Origin of the sequence: Streptomyces sp. NBC_00872 (genome assembly GCF_045161915.1) — a bacterium.
In the GTDB taxonomy this organism is placed as follows: domain Bacteria; phylum Actinomycetota; class Actinomycetes; order Streptomycetales; family Streptomycetaceae; genus Streptomyces.
The window spans coordinates 862,121-879,986 of sequence record NZ_CP108806.1 but is presented as its reverse complement, the minus strand read 5'-3'; the positions used below and the strand labels follow the sequence as shown (position 1 = coordinate 879,986).

Below are 17,866 nucleotides of genomic sequence, written 5' to 3'. Positions count from 1 at the left end.
TCAGTAGGCCTTGCCCAGACCGGACTTCGCGTTCTCCTCCGTGTACGCGCTGTCCTGGATGACGATGTCCTGGGCGACCTTCTCGCCCTTGGTGAAGGCGTCGAGGGTCGCGAAGGCGAGCGGTCCGAAGCGCGGGTTGGACTCGATCACCCCGGAGATCCAGCCGTCGACGATGCCCCGCACCGCGTTGCGCGTACCGTCCACGGTCACGATCTTGACGTCACCGGGCTTCTTCCCCGCGCCCTTCAGCGCGTTGACGGCGCCGAGGCCCATCTCGTCGTTCTCGGCGTAGATCCCGGTGATGTCCGGGTTGGACTGGATGAGCTGCTCGGTGACCTGCTGGCCCTTCTCCCGGGCGAACTCACCGGTCTGCTCGAACACCACCCGGAGACCGGGGGCCTCGGCCTTGATCCGGTCCTTGAAGCCCATGGTGCGCTCGGTGGTGACATTGTTCCCCGCGGCGCCGAGCAGAATGGCGACCTCGCCCCGGCCGCCGGTCGCCTCGATCATCCGGTCCGCGGCCCGCCTGCCCTGTTCGACGAAGTCCGAGCCGATGAAGCTCACATAGTCCTCGCACGGCGTCGCGTTGATCTTCCGGTCGACGGTCACGATAGGGATCTTTTTGGCCGCCGCCGCGCGCAGCACCGGACCCCAGCCGTCGGAGTTGAGCGGGGCGATCACCAGCAGGTCGGCCCCCTTGGCGATCAGATCCTGGACATCGCTGATCTGCTTGGAGAACTGCGTCTGCGCGTTGGCGGTGAGGAGCTTGACGCCCCGCTTCTCCGCCTCCGCCTTGATCGAGGCGGTCTCGGCGATCCGGAAGGGGTTCGCCTCCTTCTCGGACTGGGAGAAGCCGACGGTCGCGGTGGCGAGATCGGTCCTCGTGCCGCCGAACTGCTCGACGGTGCAGGTCTCGCCGCCTCCGGGGACGGGAGTGGCGACGATCTGGCCCGTGTCGCCCCCGGCGGCGGAGGACGTGTCACCGGCCGCGTCGTCCTCGGTCTTCGCGCATCCGGTCAGGGCGAGAGCGGCGGTGAGGCCGGCGGCGAGAACGGTCGTGGTCGTGGTGCGGCGGAACGCGGAAGACTTCATGGCGGAACCCCATCTCGGCGCGGCCCCGGCGCGCTGAGCGCCCACGGGAGGCCAACTCGTACGGTCAGTTGGTGCGTTGAGATCGTTCGGAAGGTTTTTACATCGTTGTACGAGACCTGTAAACCCCTCCTGCCGCAACGGTGCGGCGGGGCACGGTCACCGTCCGCCGCGAGTGCTCTCCCTCTCCACCAGGGTGAAATCCGCGCGGAGTTCACGCGCCGACGCGGTTTCCCGGACCTCCGCACCGTCCCGCAGCCGCTCCACCAGCGACTGCACGGCGAGCCGGGCGATGGTCTGCTTGTCCGGTGAGATCGTGGTCAGGGTCACCATGCCGTAGCGGCCCTCGGTGATGTCGTCGAAGCCGACCACCGCGACATCCTCGGGTACCCGGAGCCCGCGCTCGGACAGCACCCGCATGGCACCGATCGCGATCAGATCGTTGTACGCGAAGACCGCGTCGGGCAGCTCGCCGGAGTCCAGCAGCCGCGCCATCGCCGCCGCGCCGTCCGCGTGGTCCCAGCCGCCCGTCGGCGCGACCAGCGAGTCCGGCGCGGGGACCCCGGCCGCCGTCAGCTCCGTACGCCAGCCGCGCAGCCGAAGGTGCGAGGGCTCGTTCACCCGGTCCGTACGGGCTCCCAGAAAGGCGATCCTGGTGCGGCCGAGAGCGAGCAGATGCCGTACCGCGGTCCTGGCCGCCGCGACATTGTCGATCGCGATGTGGTCGTACGGCAGGTCGTACTCCCGCTCGCCGAGCAGCACCAGCGGAGCGTCGTGGTCACGCCCGAGCAGATCCTCCGGCTCCAGCTCGATGGGGCTCAGGATCAGCCCGTCGATGACCCGCGCCCGGAACCCCTGGCTGACGAGGAGCTCCTGCTCACGGCGGCCCCCGGTGTGGTCGAGCAGCACGGTGTACTCGTGCTCGGCGGCGACATCGATCACCGCCCCCGCCAGCTCGGCGAAGTACGGGTTGCCCAGCTCGGGCACGGCCAGCGCGAGAATGCCCGTACGCCCCTTGCGGAGGTGACGAGCCGTCAGATTCGGCCGGTAGCCCAGCTCGTCGATCGCCCGCTGGACCCGGGTCCGCATCGCGGGCGTGACATGCCGGTAGTTGTTGACCACGTTCGACACGGTCTTGATGGAGACGCCCGCGCGCTCCGCGACATCCCTGAGGCTGACGTTCATCGGCACTTCCCCTCCGGGGTGGTCCCTCGGGTCCGCCCCCGCCCAGTTTGTACAACGTTATATACGGTGCCGGTCCCGACTCGGTCAGGACCCTGGACAGTGAAGGAACGGCGTGCTGTCATGCCAACTGCCGTTCCTTCCAACGTTGTACAGACCGTCGCAACGAGCCGCCACCCTCAGCTTCAAGGAGGACTTGTGCGCATCCGAAGAAAACTGGCCCTCTTGCTCGCCGCCGCGGGACTCACCGCGGCCCCCGCCGCCTCGGCCGTGGACGACCCGGCCGAGGCCCGTGGCCTCAAGGGCGAGTACTACACCCAGTCCGCTCCCGGAGCCTTCGACTTCCATGAACTCAAGGCCACCGTCTTCGACCCCGCCATCGACTTCGGCAACCTCGATCCGCGGCTGAGCGCCACCACGGGACGGGCGGACGACGCCACCGTGCGCTGGACCGGGAAGATCGTGCCGGAGACCACCGGTCCGCACACCTTCTCGATGATCGGCGACAACGGGTTCCGGCTCTGGGTCGGCGGCCGGCTGACCATCGACCACTGGGTCGACGACTGGGAGAACGAACAGACGTCCCCGCCCGTCGAGCTGACGGGAGGTCAGTCCTACGACATCAAGGTGGAGTACTTCGAGCACTACGGCGGCTCGAATCTGCATCTCAGGTGGACCGAGCCCGGTGGTACGGAACGGCCGGTCCCCCAGTCCGCCTTCCGGCTGCCCGACGGCTTCGCGTACGACGGCGCCCTCGCCGCCACCGTACTGCCCGACGGCCGCACCCTGAGGCTGGACTTCGCCCAGCCGCTCGCCCCGCCGCCCGCTGGGCTCGCCGCCCATCTCAGCGCGGTCATCGGTGGCGCGGCCTGGCCGCTGACCACGGTCACCGCCGATCCCGCGGATGCCAGACGGCTGCTGGTGGGCCTGAAGGAGCCGGTCGTCGGCAGGGGCGGCACCGCGGATCTGCGCTACGACGGAACCGGCGGACTCGCCGCACGGCAGGGCAAGGCCGTCGCGGCCTTCTGGAGCAGCGGACCCAACACCTCCGAGTACCAGCTCACCACCCCCTGGGCCAAGGACGTGGGACCGGGGAACGCCCATCCCGAGTACCCGCGGCCGCAGCTGACCCGTGACGCCTGGCAGAACCTCAACGGGCAGTGGCAGTTCGCCGCCGCCGAGCGGGGAGAGAGCCCGCCCGTCGGCAGAACACTCCCCGAGAAGATCCTCGTCCCGTACCCCGTCGAGTCGCGGCTCTCCGGAGTCGAACGGCACGAGGACCGGATGTGGTACCGCCGTACCTTCACGGTCCCGACGAACTGGCGGATCGGCGACGGCAAGCGGCTGAAGCTCAACTTCGACGCCGTCGACTGGCAGGCCGAGGTCTATGTCAACGGCACCAAGGTCACCGAGCACAAGGGCGGTTACGACCGGTTCGCCGCCGATGTCACCGACGCGCTCCGGCCCGGCCGCACCCAGGAACTGATCGTCGGCGTCTACGATCCGACCGATTCCAGGGACGGCGAGAACCCGCCCGTCGGCAAACAGCGGCTGGACCCCAGCGGTATCTGGTACACCGCGTCCTCCGGGATCTGGCAGACCGTGTGGATGGAGCCGGTCGCACCCGACCACGCCGAGTCCCTGAAGCTCACCCCCGATGTGCCCGGGGAGAGGCTCACCGTCGAGGTGCGCGGGATACGGGACGGTGTGCCGGTCACGGCCACCGCGTACGAGGGCAGGCGCGAGGTGGGCACGGTCACCGGCCGCGGCGGAGAGCCACTGCGGGTGCCCGTCCGTGATCCGCGGCTCTGGTCGCCCGACGATCCGTATCTCTACCGGCTGGAGGTGACGGCGGGGAAGGACCGGGTCGGCAGCTACTTCGGTATGCGTTCGATCGGCGTCGAGACGGTCGACGGAGCGCCGCGTACGGTCCTCAACGGCGAGCCGGTCTTTCTGATGGCCACCCTCGACCAGGGCTTCTGGCCCGACGGACTGCACACCGCGCCGACCGACGAGGCGCTGGCGTACGACCTGAGGACGCACAAGCGGCTCGGCTTCAACTCCGTGCGCAAGCACATCAAGGTGGAGCCCGACCGCTGGTTCTACTGGGCGGACCGGCTCGGACTGCTGGTCTGGCAGGACATGCCGGCCATGAACACGATCACCCCGGACGCGGCCTCCCGCGCCCAGTACGAACACGAGATGAAGGAGATGATCGACCAGCACAGCGGCAGCCCATCGGTGGTCATGTGGGTCACCTTCAACGAGGGCTGGGGCCAGTACGACCAGGCACGCGTCGCCGACCAGGCCAAGTCCTGGGACCCGACCCGGCTGATCAACAATATGAGCGGCCTCAACTGCTGCGGCGCGGTCGACGGCGGCAACGGCGACATCGCCGACGCCCATGGCTATCCGAGCCCGCAACTGCCCGCGCCCGGCGGCGGACGGGCACTGGTCAGCGGTGAGTACGGCGGACTCGGACTCGCGGTGCCGGGTCATGCCTGGCCGGTGCAGCACACCTATGTCGGCGTCGACCAGACCGTGTACACCGACGAGTATCTGGCCCACCTCGACACCGTCAGGACGCTCGCCTGCCGGGGCGGCAACGGCGCGGTCTACACCCAGATCTCCGATGTGGAGGGCGAGTTGAACGGGCTGCTCACCTATGACCGCAGGGTGCTGAAGCCCGACGCGAAGCGGCTCAAGGCGGCTCATGACGCACTGATACGCGACGCCTCCGACCCGGCGTCGATGGAGTGCGCCACCTCCTGATCCGGCCGACCCGGCCGGCTGCCCCGGCCCGCCCGCGCGCCGGGCGGGCCGGGGTCACGGCCCCGTCATCGGCGGTCGCCACACGCCGTCTCCTGTGCCTCCACCCGCTTCAGGTAGGTGGCGTGTTCCGCTTCCAGGTCCACCACCGTGAACTCATGGAATTCCATGATCAGCTGAGCCGCCAGCACCCATCCGAGCCGCCAGCTCTCGAACGGCACCCCGTCCGCGTCGTACGCCACCGGAAACGCCCCGCCCGGCCGGTACACCGCCCCGTGCACCCCCGCCGGTACGAACGTCCGCACCCGCAGCGCCACATACCGCTCACGCAAGTGCGGACACACCCCCACCGACGTCGCCGCGCACGGCACACACACCGGCGGATGCGTCGTGACATACCCCGGCTCCCACAACTCCGGCCCGTCCGCGTTCTCCCCCACCAGCCACAACGTCCCCTCACCGGTACGGTCCGACGGCCCACCGCAGATCTGGCACAACAGCTTCCGCATCGCCCGCCGCTGCCGCAGAAAATGCACCCGCCCGAACTCCGGCCGTCCCTTGCCCGGACTCCACCCCACTCGCTTCCACAACACACCCAGGTCGTCACGCTCATACGGCCCCTCATCGGCATACGCGATCCCCGGCCCCTTCACGATCACCACACCCGGAGGCCGGTGCTCAGAGGACCAGAAAGCGATGTACGGCACGATGTCCGGCCGCGGAAACGCGCCCAGCGGCGATCGTTCAGCCTCTGCTGCCGACAGGTCAGTCACGCCCTGACCCCCCGTCCCGCGATGACGCCGCGCCCTGCACCGACAAGCACGCCCAGACCATCTTCCCCGACCCGCTCCGTTCGGCCACTCCCCACTCGTCCGCCAGTGCGTCCACGAGCAGCAGTCCGCGCCCGTCGCACGACTCCGGGTCCGGAGTGCGCGGCTGGGGGCAGACGGGCGACGCGTCGTGCACCTCGACCCGCAAACCCCCCGGCCTGCGGAAGTAGCGAGTCTCGATGGTCTGTTCCGGCGTCACCCTGGCGTGCAGCCGCGCGTTGCTGAGCAGTTCGGACAGGATCAGGACCGCCGAATCCTCCAGCACGGACAGCCCCCAATCGGCCAGCGCCTTGCGCAGCTCCAGCCGTGCGGACGCGACGCATCGCGGATCCCGACTCCATCGCAGCACAATGGTGCTGTTCGTTGGGTTCTGCCGACAGTTCTCGTACATGTCACGCGCCCTCCATCTGAGACGAATCCCTCTTTCGTACGACTGGCCGACCGGAGAAGGGCTTGAAGCTGAGCGCACGCGGGGCACATATGCGGATCCACGGAGCCGACTCGTCGTGTGGCCAAGTCCCTTCCCTTCTCGCTCCAGGCAACTGGATGACTACGCACAGCGCTACGCTGGTTACAGCGTCAGGACTTAAGAGCTTTAAGGGCTATCCGCACGGGGAGTTGGCGAGTGAAGGCACCGGAGCCGAATACGGCGCTTGAGCGGCTGTATCGCGAGAGCGGGTGGACCCTGCGCCAACTCGCCCAAGAGGTCAACCGCATCGGGACCGAGCGAGGAACGCCGCTCAAGTACCGAGAGCCGTCAGTCCATCAGTGGCTGCGGGGACACATGCCCAGGGAAGGCGTACGGCCACTCGTCCTTGAGGCGTTCACCCGAAGGCTGCTCCGTCCCATCACACATGCCGACGCAGGGTTTCCAGCACCCCTAAAGGAGTCGAACGCGTATCCGGGTACGGTGGAGGGGCTGATCGATCTGGGAGAGCAGGACATGGCCCCATCTCGCCGTAGTGTTGTCGGAGCAACTCTCTTCTCTGTCGCCCTTACCGTCCCCAACTGGCCGGACGTCGTCGGTCGGATGGAGGCCGTCCAGACCGGAAGGACGCAACGTATAGGGATGGCCGAAGTCGACATGGTCATCGCCATGACGGAACGCGTATCCGAACTGGACGATCAATTCGGAGGCCGGCACGCCCGGCCGATGGCGGCGGCGTTCCTTGTGAACACGGTCGCCCCCTACCTCAAGGCAGATGCTCCGGAGGAGGTCCGCAGAGCGATGATGTCGGCGGCCTCCGATCTGTGTTACCTCACCGGATACATGGCTGTTGACGAGGGCATTCATGGATTGGCCCAGCGGTATTATCTGAAGGCGCTGGAACTGGCCGGAGCATCGGAGGACCATCTCACCTACTGCACCACACTGCGGGGAATGAGTGTCCAGGCCGTTGACCTGGGTCATGGACAGGCCGCGATGAGGCTTGCAGATGCCGCCGCTGCGGCTTCCCCGCAGGCGGGGCCACGGATGCGCGCGTTCCTGGCCGGGCAGCAAGCGCACGCGTCGGCGCAGATCAGAGAGCGCTCGAACGCCCTGCGGTATCTGCGGGAAGCCGAAGTCGCCATGGACAAAGCCGAGTCCCAGCAGAGAACCTTCGGTTCCTATGATCCGGCGGCCTTGAACTACCACACCAGTCAAGTCCGGTATGAGCTGGGTGATGTGGCAGGAGCGGTGGAAGCGATGCAGCAGTCTGATAAATTGCGGTACGACATCTATCGACGTACGCGTGTGAAAGAGCGAACAATTCTCGCCGAGCGCCAGTTCGCGATCGGACATCTGGAAGCGGCCTGCGCCACCTGGCACAGCGCGTTGGACGACTATCCGCTCGTCCAATCAGGAAGAGCGGATCAGCGAATGCGCAACCTACTGCGACTGGTAAGGCCGCATCTCAAGAATCATCTAGCACGCGACCTCTACGAGCGCGCACGCCTGGTCGTCCCCAGAACGCTGAGCGTCTGACCGGCAGACGCGAGCCCCCACACCGGCAGCCCCGAGCTTCGCGCCTGCTCCGGGCCCCGCCCCAACCGCCCGGCGTCCCCTCCTCGTCACCGATGGCCCCCTCTATTTCCCCTGCATGAGAGCCCGGGAATAGTGGTCCGCCGATCCGCCTTGGACACTCTGTTGTCCCGGGTGGCGACACCGGTGCCATCGGTCGGAACGAGGAGTCCACTTTCATGTCCCAGGCCATCTCCAAGGCGTATGTCTTCACCGAGCACGGCGGCCCGGAGGTGGAGACCTTCGCCGATCTGCCGGTGCCCAGCCCCGGTCCCGGACAGCTTCTGGTGGCCGTGCGCGCGGCAGGCGTCAACCCCGTGGACTGGAAGCTGCGCAACGGCTATCGCCGGCCCGGCTCCGCCCCCGCCGAACTGCCCGCCGTCCTCGGCAGCGAGGCGGCGGGTGTGGTCGAGGCGATCGGCCCGGGGGTGGCGGGCTTCGCCGTCGGGGACGCGGTCTTCGGCTCCACCCTCACCGGCGGTTACACGGAGTACACCCTGCTTCCGGTCGAGGTCGCCGCGCACAAGCCCGAAGCGCTCTCGTTCACGGACGCGGCCGCGCTGCCGGTCGCGGCGGCGACCGCGTACGACGCCCTGCGCCAGCTCGATCTGGAGTCCGGCGCCACTGTGCTGATCACCGGCGCGGGCGGGGGAGTGGGTGTGGCCGCCGTGCAGATCGCGCGCGGTCTCGGTATCCGGGTCCTCGGTACGGCGAGCGCGGGCAAGAAGGAGTTCGTCGAGTCCCTGGGCGCCGTCCACGTACCCCCGGGGCCCGGTCTCGCCGAGCGGGTGGCGGCCCTGGCGCCCGACGGTGTCGACGCGGTCCTGGACCTGGTCGGCGGACCGGCCCTGCGCGAGGCGGCCGAAGTGCTCACCGACCCCAAGGGACTGATCAGCGCGGCCGACAAGGGCACGGTCCCGGAGCTGGGCGGCGCGGCGGTCGTCCGGGCCCGTACCGCCGAGGTCCTCGACGAGGTCGCCAAGCTCGTGGTGAGCGGGACCCTGCGGCCGTATGTGACAAGGACCTTCCCGCTGGAGCGCGCGGACGAGGCGCTGCGCGCGGTCGAGGACGGACATGTCCAGGGCAAGATCGTGATCGAGGTCGGCGCGTGAGCACCCGTCCCTCCGCACCGCGTCCCACCGAGCCGCATATGCGGGATTCCCGGCCCTCGGGGCCCCGTACGCCGGATCCCCTGCCACCCGCCCCCCTGACTCCGGATCCCGGTACTGCGAGCCCTCGTACCCCCGATCCCCGTACGCCGGATTCCCGTACGCCCGGTGCCCGTACCGCCGCTCCCGGGCCCGCCGGCCGGCGGCCTCGCCGGCATCCGCTGGACGAGCCCGTACGCTCCGCGCTCACCGGGCCGCACGCCCACTTCGCCGAGCGGCGCGGCCGGCTGCTGCGCTATCCGACCGAGGTGTCGCTGTGGGCGGCCCTGCCCGAGGACCCCGGCGCGCGGGACTGGGCCGACGCCGCCGCCCTCGCGGGACCCGGCGGATCCCTCGGTCTCGTGGGCTTCGACGGCCCCGCGCCCGACGGCTGGGAGGTCACCTTCCGGGCCGGCGGGGTCCAGCTCGTGGACGCCGGGGTGACCGCCGCACCGGATCCGGAGACCGTGCGCCTCGGTCCCGCCGATGTGCCGGAGATGCTCGACCTGGTCGAACGCACCCAGCCGGGACCCTTTCTGTCCCGCACGGTCGAGATGGGCACCTATCTGGGCATCCGCCGCGAGGGCGCGCTGGTGGCGATGGCCGGGGAGCGGATGCGTCCGACCGGCTGGTCCGAGATCAGCGCGGTCTGCACCGCGCCGGAGTTCCGCGGGCAGGGGCTCGCGGCACGGCTCGTCCTGGCCGTCGCCCATGAGATCCGCGCCCGGGGCGAGACGCCCTTCCTGCACGCCGCCGCCTCCAACACGAACGCCATCCGGCTCTACGAGTCCCTGGGCTTCCGGCTCCGCAAGGAGACGGCCTTCCTCGCCGTGCGCGTCCCGGAGGTCCTGGAGAGGGAGCACCGGCACGCCGCGACCGGATAAGATGGCGGGATTTTGTTGACTCCCACCCCATCGGTATGCTCCTGACCTGCGGGGATGTCCGCAAGGTCGGTAAATACCCCCATGTGGGACTCAGGCGTACAAGTGATCGAGGAACGGCAGCGGCGATGACGGTGACAGAGGACGGCCCCGCGTACGGCGAGAGCCCCGTCCATGGCGGGATCCCGGTACAGGGCGGATCCTCCGCGCGGGACGGGATCCCGGAGCCGGAGTCGCCGGACGGGACCGAGGAGTACGGCCCCGGTATCGACCCCGAGCGTATGGCCGTCTGTCTGAGCGTGCTGGACGAACTCGACTCGCTGGACGTCGACCACCCCGACGCGATCGCGGTCCGGCGTGCCACCGCCGGTGTCTACCGGACCGTGAAGCAGCGCCGCCGCCAGGAGCGCAGGGCCGCCAAGACCGCCCATGACAAGGCCGTCACCGAGGCCACCGCCACCGGCTCGGCCGAGCGCATCGACGACGAGACCCAGGGCCTGCTGCCCTCCTCCTCGGTCACCGGGGAGATCGCGGGCATACTCCGGCGCCCCCGCTCCTGCTACATCTGCAAGACCCGCTACACCGAGGTCGACTCCTTCTACCACCAGCTCTGCCCGGCCTGCGCCGCCGAGAACCGCGCCCGCCGTGACGCCCGTACGGACCTCACGGGCAAGCGCGCGCTGCTCACCGGCGGCCGGGCCAAGATCGGCATGTACATCGCGCTGCGGCTGCTGCGCGACGGCGCCCACACCACCATCACCACCCGCTTTCCGGCGGACGCCGTCCGCCGCTTCAAGGCGATGCCGGACAGCGACGACTGGATCCACCGGCTCAAGATCGTCGGTATCGATCTGCGGGACCCGGCGCAGGTCGTCGCCCTCGTCGGCGCCGTCGCGGCCGAGGGTCCGCTGGACATCCTGATCAACAACGCCGCGCAGACGGTACGCCGCTCCCCGCAGGCGTACCGCGAGCTGCTGGCCGCCGAGTCCGCGCCCCTGCCCGCAGGGGAGCTCCCGGCCTCGCAGGTGATCGGCGCGTTCGGCAGCGGCGCCCAGGCCGTGCTGCCCGCCGCCGGCGCCGAGGCCCTGAGCGCCTCCGACATCACCTCGCTCGCCCTGGTCGGCGGCTCCGCCACGCTCGCCAGGATCGAGGCGGGCACGGCGATCGACGCGGGCGGGCTCGTACCCGATCTGCACGACACCAACAGCTGGGTGCAGACGGTCTCCGAGGTCGACCCGGTCGAACTGCTCGAAGTGCAGCTCTGCAACTCCACCGCGCCGTTCATCCTCATCAGCGGGCTCCGTCCGGCGATGGCCGCCGCCGAGGCCAAGCGCGCCTACGTGGTGAACGTCTCCGCGATGGAGGGTGTCTTCAGCCGCGGCTACAAGGGCGCGGGCCATCCGCACACCAATATGGCCAAGGCCGCGCTGAACATGCTCACCCGTACCAGCGCCCAGGAGATGTTCGAGTCCGACGGCATCCTGATGACCGCCGTCGACACCGGCTGGATCACCGACGAGCGCCCGCATCCGGACAAGATGCGTCTCGCCGACGAGGGCTTCCACGCCCCGCTGGACCTGATCGACGGCGCGGCCCGGGTGTACGACCCGATCGTGCGCGGCGAGGCCGGTGAGGACCTCTACGGCTGCTTCCTCAAGGACTACGCACCTGCCAACTGGTGATCCGCCGTTCGACCGGAACATCACCAGAACGTGAACCCGGGAGAGCGCCGAGCCGCTCATCTGGTTACTCTGGGAGGTACGGGCGGCCACGCACGGGATACACCATCCCCACGGCCGCCCCTGGGACAGGCCCACCACCAAGGCCGCGGTCCCGTCTCTGAAACGGCGACACCGCGACGGAACTGCCCCTGTCCCAGAGTTACACGACGCAGAGGAGTGCGCGGTGACACTTAAGCCGACCAAGCAGGAAGAAAGACCGGCGAAGGCCGACAAGTCCAAGCCAGGCCCCGAGAAGATCGGCAACCTCGAAGTGTGGGCCAGATCGGCTCCCATCCGGCTCGCCGGATACGAGGACGACCTCGCGGAGCCGCACATCCTGCCCGGTATCGACTGACCGGACACCGTCCGTCCCGTACCCCCGTGAACCCGGGGTACGGGACGTCTCACGTCCGGCGGAGATTCTTCCGCCGGCTCAGCCCCCGGCGGCGATCCGCCGCAGCGTACGGCCCAGCCATCGCGCGTAGCCGAGCTGGAGCACCGGCACCAGCGGCCCCGCGAGCCGCGCGTACCAGCGGGCGGGGCGGCTGAACGCCATGACCGTGAACCACACCGAGCCGTCCTCGCGCAGATCGACCACGAACGACTCCTCGCCGCGCTCCGGATGGCCGGGCAGAGTCCCGTACGCGAAGCCGGTGCGGTCCCTCTCGTACGCCGTCCAGACCACCTGACACGGGGCGCGCAGCCGCAGCGGGCCCAGCCCGGCGGAGACCTCCACACCGGTGCCGGGCTCCGCCCAGGGTGATCCGGCCCGGATCCGCGCGCCCGCCGCGCGGTGCAGCCGCCAGGTGGTGACGGCGGTCCCGGCCGCCTCGAACACCGCACGGCCCCGGCCGATCCTGACGCGGTGGTGGAGATGGTGATAGCCCTCCGGGAGCGGGCCGAGCCGGGTGGCGCCCACCTCGCGGTAGCTGAAGGCACCGCCGTCCGGTGCGGGCCGTGACCGGGCGGGAAGGACGGGCTTCATACGGTGGTCTCCTCACGGAGGACGCGCGGGTGCTCCCGGCGGGTGCCCCGCGCGGTGCCGGTGCGCACGGCGGGCCGGCGCCACCGGCGGCGTAGTCGGGGCGGACCCGATGCGACGGGGATACGCGACAGCTCGACGGGACGCGGCTCGCCCGGTGTGACCGACGGCGCGCCACCCGCCATGATCGGGCTGACCAGCACGGACATCCCTCACCGCCCTCTGGACTTGAACGTGTTCAAGTCTCGTGATCACCCTATGCCGTCGCTTGAACGGGTTCAAGTCCCCGGCCCGCCCGCCTCGTTCCCGCTTGCGGGGGCGCCGACCATCCGGCAGACATAAGGAGGACATCCATGGAGGAAGAGGCGGGAGATCACGGTGCGCTCACCCAACCGTCGTCGGCATGCCACGCTTGCCGCGCTGACCGCGGGCATTCTGATCACAGCAGGCTGCGGCGGGGACGGCGGCGGCGAGAACACGTCGGGTCCCCAGGTCAACGAGCTGTACTTCCAGCGGGCCGACGACCAGGGCCCCGACCCGTTCACCCCGTCGACCGCCATGGACCCGCCCAAGGGCGCCGCCAGGACCGGCGCTTCTCCGGAGGCGGAGGGCGACGACTCGTACGACGAGAGCGGCAGCGGGCGGACGGCACGTGCTCTGCCCGGCTCCACGGCCGGTCTCTACGGCGGAGTCCAGGCCGTCTCCAGCTGTGATGTGGAGCGTCAGATCCAGTTGCTCACCGAGGACGAGGTCAAGGCCGGGGCCTTCGCCCAGGGCGCGCGGGTCGGCCAGGAGTCCGTGCCGGAATTCCTGCGCGGTCTCACACCCGTCTTCCTGCGTGCCGACATCCGGATGTCGAACCACGGCTTCCGGGACGGCGCCGCCGCCGAGTTCCAGTCCGTACTCCAGGCGGGCACCGCCGTCCTGGTGGACGGTCATGGACTGCCGAGGGTGCGCTGCACCGGCGGCAGCCCGCTGCGTCCGCCGATCGTCGCGCAGGGTTCCATGACCCATCGCGGGAATCCATGGCCCGGATACCGGCCCGAGCGTGTCGTCGTCATCGACCGCACCACCCAGCCCCTCAGCAGTCTGATCCTCGTCGACACGGTCAACAACGACTGGATCGAGCGGCTGACCGGCACCCATGGCGAGGCCGACGGACGTCCCGGGGCCACCCCCGCCTACGGCCCGGACGCCGACATCACGGACCCGAATGTCGTCAGGACGCCGGAGCAGCCGTCCTCGGGCATTCCCGGGGGACCCCGGCAGGCCCCGGCTCCCGAGGCGCCGGCTCCGGGGCGGGCGCCCGGCGGGCCGCCCCGGCAGGGCGACGGGCCGCTCACACCCCCGTCCCAGCCGGACGCGCAGCCCGATCTCCAGCCCGACGGCGGCTCCGGGGCGGACGCCGACGAGCAGCAGATGCAGGGCCTGCTGATCGGTCCCATCTCCTTTCACGGCTGACGTGAGGGGACGGGAGAGGGGACGTTCCAGGCCTGACGGGACCGGTCGAAGAATCCGACAAATGATGACAGAGTGTCTCCATGGCTGAACGGGCAGCGGGGCTGCTGTCGCTCCCCGACGACTGGCCCGCCCAGCCGGACATCAGCCTCTCGCTCAACGGGATGGGCACCTTCGACTGGGACCTCGACAGCGGACTGCTGTATCTGGACGAGACCGCCCTCGATGTGCTCGGTACCCGGCCCGACGAGTACGACGGCCGGCCCGAGAGCCTGGGGCCCCGGGTCCCGCGCGAGGAGGGCATCCGGCTGGACGCGGTGGTGTCGCGGGCGCTCGGCGACGGCAGCACCGGATACGGCGCGTACTTCCGGGTCCGGCTGCGGGACGGGACCCTGCGCTGGACCCATACCCAGGGCAGCATCCTCCGCGACGGCGACGGCCGGGCGACGCGCGTCATCGGTATCGTCCGCGACGCCGTCCAGGAACTGGCCGACTCCACCGCGCGGAGCGAACTGGCCGCGGTACGGCGGGTGCGGACGAGTGTCGTCGAGAGCACCGCCGCCGCGCTCGCCCACGCCAGGACCGTCCAGGACGTCATCGACGTACTCAAGGAGTCCGGCGGTCTGGAGCAGCTCGGCACCACCAGTCTGGTCATGGGTCTGCTGGAGTCGGGGCGTATCCATCTGGTCGCCGAGGGGCCCGAGGGCTCCTATGTGCCGGGCACCCGCGTGACGAGGATCGACGAGGGCTACCCGATGAGCGAGGTGGTGCGGACACTGGCTCCCCGCTTCATCGAGTCCGCCAAGGAGTTCGCCGTCTCCTACCCGCTGCTCTGGCCGCACATCAGCGAACTCGGTATCAACGCCGCCGCCTATCTGCCGCTGATCGCGCAGGCACGGCCCATCGGGGCGCTCGGACTGCTCTACCGCGACAAGGACGGATTCACCGCCGAGGACCGCAATCTGCTGGTCGCCCTCGGCAGCAGCATCGCCCAGAGCCTTCAGCGCGCCGTCCTCTTCGAGCAGGAGCACGATCTGGCGGAAGGGCTCCAGCAGGCGATGCTGCCGCGCCGGATTCCCGCCGTGCCCGGCGCCGAGATCGCGGTCCGCTACCGCTCCGCCCGGCTCGGCAGGGACATCGGGGGCGACTGGTACGACGTCATCCCGCTGCCCGGCGGCCGGGTCGGGGCGGTGATCGGGGACGTACAGGGCCATGACACCCACGCGGCCGCCGTGATGGGCCAGCTCCGTATCGTCCTGCGCGCCTACGCGGCCGAGGGGCACGCGCCGGCCACCGTGATGGCGCGCGCCTCGGTCTTCCTCCATGAACTGGACACCGACCGCTTCGCGACCTGCACCTACGCGGAGGCCGACCTGTCGACCGGGGTGGTCCAGCTCGTACGGGCCGGTCATGTCGATCCGCTGATCCGGGACATCGACGGCCACTGCCGGAGACTGCCCGTACCCGGCGGGCTGCCGCTGGGGCTCTCGGCGTTCTTCGGACAGCTCGACTATCCGGTCGAGACCGTCGAACTCGACCCGGGCCAGACCCTGATGCTCTACACCGACGGTCTGGTGGAGCTGCCCGGCGCCGATCTGGACGACGGGATGCGGCTGCTGACCGCGCTGGTCCGCGACGGACCGCGCGACCTCCAGATACTGGCCGACCGGCTGTGCGCGGTGATGGACGAGCGCGGCGGTGACGACGATGTCGCCGTACTGCTGCTGCGGCGCGGCGGCGCACGCGCCCCGAGCCCCGGCGGCCGGCTCCGGCAGCAGGTCTCCCGGGGCGACCCGGAGGGTCTGCGCACCGCCCGGCACATGATCCGGGCGGCGGTGGGCGCCTGGGGTGCCAGGGAGAGCGCGGACGAGATCGAGCTGGCGGCGGACGAGCTGATCACCAACGCGCTGGTGCACACGGAGAACGGGGCGATCGTGACCGTACGCGTGCTGTCCGGCGCGGAGCGACGGTTCCGGGTCGAGGTGGAGGACCGTTCCAGCACCCTGCCGCACCGTCGCGACGCCGGTGAGTCGGGCGTCTCGGGCCGGGGGCTGCTGCTGGTGGATCAGCTCTCCGACGTATGGGGGGTGGAGTCCCGCGGCAGCGGGAAATGCGTCTGGTGCGAGTTCATCGTCCCGGACCGGCCATCACCCTGAACGGCCGTCACACCGTGGGACATAGGTCGTTAACTGTATGCAAAGTGATCATACTTAACCGTAATATTGCCTTCTACGATCTGAGGCTCCCTTGACCACCGAGCTGCTGGCACCTCTCGATCTGGCTTTCTGGCATCTCGAATCCGCCGACCACCCCATGCATCTCGGTGCGCTCGCCGTCTTCACCGCCGCGCCCGGTACGGCGGGCGGTGCGGGGCTGCTGGAACTCCTCGCCGCGCGCGCCGCTGCCATTCCCCGGCTGCGGATGCGCGTACGGGACGTCTGGCTCCCGGTCGGCGGCGCCGCCTGGGCGGCCGACAAGGACTTCGACGTACGGCGGCACGTACGGCGGCTGACGCTGCCCGAGGGAGAGTTCGCGGCCCAGGCCGCGCGGCTGGCGGGGGAGCTGATGGAGCGTCCGCTGGAGCGTGGCATTCCGCCCTGGGAGATGTATCTCCTGACACCGAGGGACGCGGCCGGGGAACGGGCGGGACGGCGAGCGGGCAGACCGACAGGGGCGGGCAGAACGACGGGAGCGGGCAGGCCGGCGGGGACGGGCGGCGGGCCCTTCGCCGTCCTGGTGAAACTGCACCACGCCCTCGCCGACGGGATGCGCGCGGTCGCCATCGGCGCAGGCATCTTCGACCAGATCGCCGACGCGCGGGCGGCCGGGGTCCGCCGGGTCAGACCGGTGCCGCCGAGGTCCTGGCTGCCGGGCCCCTGGCAGGTGGCGGGGCTGGCCAGGGGCCGGATCGAGGAGCTGGGCCGGGCGGTCGGTATCGGTGCCTCGGTCGTACGGGCCAGCCGGCTCGACCCGCGCGGCACACCCGCGCTCACCGCCGGATCCAGCGGTACGCGCAGGCTCGCCACCGCCGTGCTCGATCTGGCGGACGTCCAGCGGATCCGCAGGGGGGCGGGCGGCACGCCCAACGACGTCCTGCTCGCGACGGTGGCCGGGGCGCTGCGGCGCTGGATGCTGGAGCGGGGCGAGCGGCTGCCCGCCGCGCCCCCGCGCGCCCTCGTACCCGTCTCCCGGCGCCGCCCCGGCAGCCCGCCGGGATCCGGCAACAAGCTCTCGGCGTATCTCCTCGCCCTCCCGGTCGCCGAGGCCGATCCCCGGGTCCGGCTGGCCCTCGTCCGCCGGGGGATGCACCGCAACAAGGCCGGCGGTCCCTCACGCGGCGCCGGCGCGGTCGCCGTACTCGCGGACCAACTGCCGCCGCTGGCGCACCGGCTCGCGGCGCCGCTGGCGGGCAGCGCCGCCAGAATGCTCTTCGACATCCTGGTGACCAGCGTGCCGCTGCCGCGCTCGACCCTCTCGCTGGGCGGCTGCCCGCTGCGCGAGGTGTATCCGATGGCGCCGCTGGCACGCGGACAGTCCCTGGCGGTGGCGCTGACCACCTACGGCGGGCGGGTCCATGTGGGACTGGTCGCCGACGGCAAGGCCGTACCGGACCTGGACCGGCTGGCGCGCGGGATGACCGATGAACTGGATGAACTTCTCCGTGTCACCCTGTAGCCCCGGTCCCGTAAAGAGATCGGACAGATTATCGGCGAAGAACCCCAGAAAGCTGCTTCAGGGGTGTTGACGGCACTCAGTCATCCGATGAATATTCGTCGTGATCGACGACGGAACACGGGCGTCGGC

The 17,866-nt window shown here is 70.3% G+C and carries 15 protein-coding genes; 9 read left to right on the top strand and 6 right to left on the bottom strand.

From position 1 onward, the window contains the following. On the bottom strand, positions 1-1,092 hold the full coding sequence (locus OG214_RS03800; protein ID WP_405983761.1) for an ABC transporter substrate-binding protein: 1,092 nt from the start codon (positions 1,090-1,092) through the stop codon (positions 1-3). A 156-nt stretch (positions 1,093-1,248) separates the two neighbouring features. Then, entirely contained in the window at positions 1,249-2,274 is a 1,026-nt protein-coding gene (locus OG214_RS03795) for a LacI family DNA-binding transcriptional regulator (RefSeq protein WP_363084832.1), read from the bottom strand. A 195-nt stretch (positions 2,275-2,469) separates the two neighbouring features. Between OG214_RS03795 and OG214_RS03790 the strand changes: the two genes are divergently transcribed. Continuing rightward, positions 2,470-5,043: a PA14 domain-containing protein gene (locus tag OG214_RS03790; protein WP_405983760.1), complete on the top strand. Its 2,574-nt coding sequence runs from the start codon at positions 2,470-2,472 to the stop codon at positions 5,041-5,043. Between the two features lie 65 nt (positions 5,044-5,108). Here OG214_RS03790 and OG214_RS03785 read toward each other — a convergent pair whose 3' ends face one another. Both OG214_RS03785 and OG214_RS03780 read right to left on the bottom strand, forming a co-directional pair. After that, complete coding sequence (locus tag OG214_RS03785) at positions 5,109-5,633, bottom strand: hypothetical protein (protein ID WP_405983759.1); 525 nt, start codon at positions 5,631-5,633, stop codon at positions 5,109-5,111. A 172-nt stretch (positions 5,634-5,805) separates the two neighbouring features. After that, positions 5,806-6,261 (bottom strand): ATP-binding protein, encoded by a 456-nt coding sequence (locus OG214_RS03780; RefSeq protein WP_405983758.1) that lies wholly within the window; start codon positions 6,259-6,261, stop codon positions 5,806-5,808. A 234-nt stretch (positions 6,262-6,495) separates the two neighbouring features. Between OG214_RS03780 and OG214_RS03775 the strand changes: the two genes are divergently transcribed. From OG214_RS03775 to OG214_RS03755, 5 genes are all read left to right on the top strand, one after another. Next, positions 6,496-7,836 (top strand): tetratricopeptide repeat protein, encoded by a 1,341-nt coding sequence (locus OG214_RS03775; RefSeq protein WP_405983757.1) that lies wholly within the window; start codon positions 6,496-6,498, stop codon positions 7,834-7,836. Positions 7,837-8,063: 227 nt separating this feature from the next. After that, positions 8,064-8,984: an NADP-dependent oxidoreductase gene (locus OG214_RS03770; RefSeq protein WP_405987420.1), complete on the top strand. Its 921-nt coding sequence runs from the start codon at positions 8,064-8,066 to the stop codon at positions 8,982-8,984. A 218-nt stretch (positions 8,985-9,202) separates the two neighbouring features. After that, on the top strand, positions 9,203-9,904 hold the full coding sequence (locus tag OG214_RS03765) for a GNAT family N-acetyltransferase (protein ID WP_405987419.1): 702 nt from the start codon (positions 9,203-9,205) through the stop codon (positions 9,902-9,904). Between the two features lie 278 nt (positions 9,905-10,182). Then, entirely contained in the window at positions 10,183-11,583 is a 1,401-nt protein-coding gene (locus OG214_RS03760) for an SDR family NAD(P)-dependent oxidoreductase (protein ID WP_383032835.1), read from the top strand. A gap of 223 nt (positions 11,584-11,806) precedes the next feature. Next, on the top strand, positions 11,807-11,977 hold the full coding sequence (locus OG214_RS03755) for a hypothetical protein (protein WP_363086094.1): 171 nt from the start codon (positions 11,807-11,809) through the stop codon (positions 11,975-11,977). A gap of 78 nt (positions 11,978-12,055) precedes the next feature. Here the strand turns inward: OG214_RS03755 and OG214_RS03750 are convergent, their stop codons facing one another. Together OG214_RS03750 and OG214_RS03745 are read right to left on the bottom strand one after the other, a co-directional pair. Then, positions 12,056-12,607, bottom strand: coding sequence for a DUF1990 family protein (locus tag OG214_RS03750; RefSeq protein WP_405983756.1), 552 nt, complete (start codon positions 12,605-12,607; stop codon positions 12,056-12,058). Continuing rightward, entirely contained in the window at positions 12,604-12,813 is a 210-nt protein-coding gene (locus OG214_RS03745; RefSeq protein ID WP_405983755.1) for a hypothetical protein, read from the bottom strand. The genes OG214_RS03750 and OG214_RS03745 overlap by 4 nt, the downstream gene beginning before the upstream one ends. Positions 12,814-12,982: 169 nt before the next feature. On the opposite strand from OG214_RS03745, the gene OG214_RS03740 reads away from it, so the two are divergent. The 3 genes from OG214_RS03740 to OG214_RS03730 all read left to right on the top strand — a co-directional run bounded on the left by OG214_RS03740 (position 12,983) and on the right by OG214_RS03730 (position 17,737). Then, complete coding sequence (locus OG214_RS03740; RefSeq protein ID WP_382857703.1) at positions 12,983-14,065, top strand: DUF6777 domain-containing protein; 1,083 nt, start codon at positions 12,983-12,985, stop codon at positions 14,063-14,065. An 80-nt stretch (positions 14,066-14,145) separates the two neighbouring features. Then, the gene (locus OG214_RS03735) at positions 14,146-16,218 is read left to right on the top strand and encodes a SpoIIE family protein phosphatase (RefSeq protein WP_363085648.1); all 2,073 of its coding nucleotides are present in this window, start codon (positions 14,146-14,148) and stop codon (positions 16,216-16,218) included. 91 nt (positions 16,219-16,309) lie between these two features. Further along, positions 16,310-17,737, top strand: coding sequence for a wax ester/triacylglycerol synthase family O-acyltransferase (locus tag OG214_RS03730; RefSeq protein WP_405983754.1), 1,428 nt, complete (start codon positions 16,310-16,312; stop codon positions 17,735-17,737). Positions 17,738-17,866: the final 129 nt, after the last annotated feature.

Coding starts and splice junctions, on each gene's coding strand:
- OG214_RS03800 (WP_405983761.1), bottom strand. CDS start 1,092: ATGAAGTCTTCCGCGTTCCGCCGCACCACGACCACGACCGTTCTCGCC.
- OG214_RS03795 (WP_363084832.1), bottom strand. CDS start 2,274: ATGAACGTCAGCCTCAGGGATGTCGCGGAGCGCGCGGGCGTCTCCATC.
- OG214_RS03780 (WP_405983758.1), bottom strand. CDS start 6,261: ATGTACGAGAACTGTCGGCAGAACCCAACGAACAGCACCATTGTGCTG.
- OG214_RS03760 (WP_383032835.1), top strand. CDS start 10,183: ATGGCCGTCTGTCTGAGCGTGCTGGACGAACTCGACTCGCTGGACGTC.
- OG214_RS03750 (WP_405983756.1), bottom strand. CDS start 12,607: ATGAAGCCCGTCCTTCCCGCCCGGTCACGGCCCGCACCGGACGGCGGT.
- OG214_RS03745 (WP_405983755.1), bottom strand. CDS start 12,813: ATGTCCGTGCTGGTCAGCCCGATCATGGCGGGTGGCGCGCCGTCGGTC.
- OG214_RS03735 (WP_363085648.1), top strand. CDS start 14,146: ATGGCTGAACGGGCAGCGGGGCTGCTGTCGCTCCCCGACGACTGGCCC.